Source organism: Streptococcus sp. SM3, assembly GCF_027497875.1.
Genome location: NZ_JAJNSA010000154.1, coordinates 1 through 3,508, shown reverse-complemented (window position 1 = coordinate 3,508; position 3,508 = coordinate 1). Strand labels below are relative to the sequence as shown.

The 3,508-nt window shown below is 42.6% G+C and carries 4 protein-coding genes; all 4 read right to left on the bottom strand.

Translation table 11 applies throughout. The annotated features are described in order from the left end of the window. The coding region (gene comGA / locus PAN06_RS13355; RefSeq protein WP_269796567.1) for a competence type IV pilus ATPase ComGA at positions 1 to 838 on the bottom strand (838 nt) is incomplete at its 3' end. 87 nt (positions 839 to 925) lie between these two features. Then, a complete protein-coding gene (locus PAN06_RS13350) occupies positions 926 to 1,315 on the bottom strand; it encodes a DUF1033 family protein (protein WP_269796568.1) in 390 nt (129 codons plus the stop codon). A gap of 223 nt (positions 1,316 to 1,538) precedes the next feature. Beyond that, positions 1,539 to 2,642 (bottom strand): glycosyl hydrolase family 8, encoded by a 1,104-nt coding sequence (locus tag PAN06_RS13345; protein ID WP_049472876.1) that lies wholly within the window; start codon positions 2,640 to 2,642, stop codon positions 1,539 to 1,541. 8 nt (positions 2,643 to 2,650) lie between these two features. Further along, positions 2,651 to 3,508 (bottom strand): glycosyltransferase family 2 protein (locus PAN06_RS13340; protein ID WP_269796566.1); only part of this gene is annotated, 858 nt, incomplete at its 5' end.

The window sequence follows — 3,508 nt, the reverse complement described above, 5'->3', positions numbered from 1 at the left end:
GGTAGTTTTCCGTCGCAAAATCGACCACACCTCCTCCTGCAATTAATCGTTGGTAGCAAATACCTTGTAAAACAATCTTGAGCTCTTCCTCACTCACTCCAAGTTCTAAGAGCCTCTCATAAACACCTCGAACGCTCTTGGCATGAATAGTAGAGAAGACGGTGACTCCTGTCAAACTAGCTCGTACGACTGCACGAGCTGTTTCCTTATCTCGGATCTCTCCAATGATGAGAAGGTCCGGCCGATGGCGTAAGGAGAGTTTGATCAGGTTGTCATATGTCATGCCGATCTGGTCATTCAGCTGAAGCTGAAGCATATTATCCTGCTTGATCTCGACAGGATCTTCAATAGACATGACTTGCTGGTCCGCAAAGCGCTCTTGCGCCAAAGCATGCATGAGAGTGGTCTTTCCCGAACCAACAGGACCTGCAAAGAGATAGAGACCACGACCGGCCAATTTCTTCTGCAAGTCTGGCAACTGATCAAACCAAAACCGCAATTCACGTTCCTCATCATGCAAGAGCCGAATGACCAAGCTTTCATAACCACGATAATCCCCCACCGTCGACAAGCGAATCGAAACCATTCCATCCTCTAATGGGTAATCACACGACCCTAGCTGGCTGCGCCTTTTTTCTCCCACATTCATCCCTGCCACGAACTTAAAGTGGCTGATAATAGCCGTCATGTCCTCAAAAGGGAAGGATTGCACAAAGCGCCTCTCATCTCCCACCCTCATAAAAACCTGGTACTCCTCCTTCCGAGGAATGAAGTAAAGATCCTGAGCTTCTTCCTTTTTTCCCAGGCGGATCAATTTTTTTGCAATTTCTTGAACCATAGTTCCTCCTCTCACTTATACTATTCGAAAAAGAAGACAAAAAAAGAAGACTTTCTAGATCGCTCTAAAAAATCTTCCGCATTTCTCTTATGACAGGGTCGTCCCCTTTTTTGAATCGAGTGTATATTGACAAGAACGGTGTTTGCGACTGCCTCTTTCCTTTTCGTAGCCTGGGCGGAGCTTGCTTTTAGGGATCTTATGCTCGTCTTCTAGGAGGACAAGCGAGTGGAAAAACTGCACATCTTCACTGCAGTCCTCACACCACTCTTGCTCCTTGGTATCCCAAAAGATCGTCATGAGGTCACTCCGACTCTTATAACTTGGAAAGTGCTCATTTAACTCCAACCACTTCTGCTTGTAGTATTTCAAAGCCTGGTAATAGTCTTCAAACTTCCGACTACTCACGATATCTTCTTCCCAACCTTCTAAAAACCACCAGGGTTCACAGTCCCCGTACATTTCAATCACTCGATACATAAACTCTTCCATCCTTTGTATCCTCTATTATATAGAAAATCCTTTGAGAATAAAAGTTTTCTGCTCAGAGCATGATTTTTCAGGTAGTTTTCAGGTGATTTTCACAATTATTTTTCAAAAATAGACTGCCTAATTGCTATTGGTTCCTTTTTTCGAGAATCAAAAGAAGAGAGTCCCAACAAAATGGACAGACCATCCTGGGGAACTCTCTCTTCTCAAGTATTTAGAACAATTCAAGTGCAATCATGGTTGTCATGGTTGCATCGTAATAGTTGTTCAGAGGTAGATCTTGTGTAAAGATATACTTGTTCTGTTGCACCAACTTCAAATAGCCTTTTTCATGTTCAGAGGCATAGACTATCGGTGCCAAAAAACTTGCTGCCTGATGATTGTTCAAGGCCTTCCCTTTCAAGTCATAACCTGCATACAGGTTTCTTTGACTCTTGAAAAAGTTAAGCATCTTTTTCACCAATTGTTGACTGGTTTTGTCCTTACTTTGAACAAGGTTGTATGGAAGGCGACAAGCATTATACGAGTAGGCACCATCATACTTGGATTCAATCGTCTTGGGATCCGCTACGCGCGTTCCTTGCTCATCTACCCAGATGAAATCAGGTAGTAAACCTGTTTTGGTTTGGGAACTGATCGTTTGGAGCTGCTGCAACATCTTTTCTTTGATATCCAACCACTTCGAATCTTTTGTCACTTCATAAAAGATCTGGAATTGCGCTGGCAATGTATCAGACGTCCGCATCAAATGATAAAACTCCGAGTCCTGATTAGCCCAATTCCCCACCGTTAACACACCAGTTTCTTCATTGTAGTTGTGTGCGAGAATATCTTCTAAAATCGCTTTGGCTTGAGCCTGGTAGTCTTTGGCTTGCTTTGGCCATTTCTGAGCGGCTTTTAGAAGAGCATAGGCGATGTAGAGATCTCCATCTGTGGCGTTATGATCCTCATCTTTTGCTTTTCCATTGCTGATGGTTTGTTTCCAAGACATCAATTGGGTACCTTCTAAGCGATGATTTAGATAATAGTGATAGAGTCGGTCAAAGTCTGCTTGTTGGGCTTGTCCTTTTTCAGCAGCTGCAACAGTAATGAGCATTCCATAACTTTGCGCCTCGGATAACACTACTGTTTGATTGCTATCATTGGTGGTTCGAACATAGGATTCTTTCCCTTTTGAAACAACAAAATGCTCATTCCACTGATGATAAATTCGATTTCGCATCTCCACTTTACTTCTCGTTCTCGCTAAAAACAAGGTCAAACAGAAAATGCAAAGGATGACTAGAAACCATACATATCTCATCTTTTTCGTTTTCATAATTTCTCCTATCCTGCGAATCGTTTTGTTTTAACCCATTTGGTTTCTTTCCGGTGCAATAGTTTATCCATCACAATCGAAGAGATGGCATCAATCGACACAATGATAAACAGTTGAGAATAGGTGAAATAGGCAGCCAAGGCCAACCAAATTTGCTTGGTAGTGGCTTGACCAAATTGTGAGGCAAGAGCCACATTAATCTGAAGCAGATAAAGTCCAATCATCAAGACCCAATTGAACAACATCAATTGCGCAATATAGATATTTTCTGAATCAAAGGCAAATGGAATTTGCACACCTGGCACCACTGTATGGATACACATGGCCAGAATATTGGCAAAAAAGATCAAGTCCGATAAGACGATGGCTGCGTTAAACCAGAAGAAGACACAGGAATAGTTGGTCACTTCTAACTTCACGCGCCAATTTCCCTTACCAAATAAATGCTTGAAGTTGGAAAGAACCACTTCATAATTCCCTTTGGCCCAACGTTTCCGCTGCATATAATAACTCTTCAGGGTTTCCGGCTCTTGTTGGAAAGCTTCTGAATTATAGGCTAGAGCAATCAACTTCCCACTTTGCATAATCTTAAAGGAAATATCAGTATCCTCTGTTAAGGCACCGTTTTTCCATCCCCCAATACTCTTGACAAATTCAGTTTGAATAATGAAGTTGGTTCCTGGAATCCGTCCAATCTTAAAGAGATGCCACATGCCTACATGGTGAACCCGTTGGGTGACGACAATTTCTTGGTTGATACAGCGGGTCAAGAAGTTTTGACCGGCATTCCGCGTTTTATTGCGACCAAAAGAAGCCACATGACGCTCCGGATCTTTGAGCACTTCTTTCACAAGGAAATAAAGAGC

Excerpts from the sequence above, each read along its gene's own strand:
- PAN06_RS13350 (WP_269796568.1), bottom strand. The coding sequence starts at position 1,315 with ATGTATCGAGTGATTGAAATGTACGGGGACTGTGAACCCTGGTGGTTT.
- PAN06_RS13345 (WP_049472876.1), bottom strand. The coding sequence starts at position 2,642 with ATGAAAACGAAAAAGATGAGATATGTATGGTTTCTAGTCATCCTTTGC.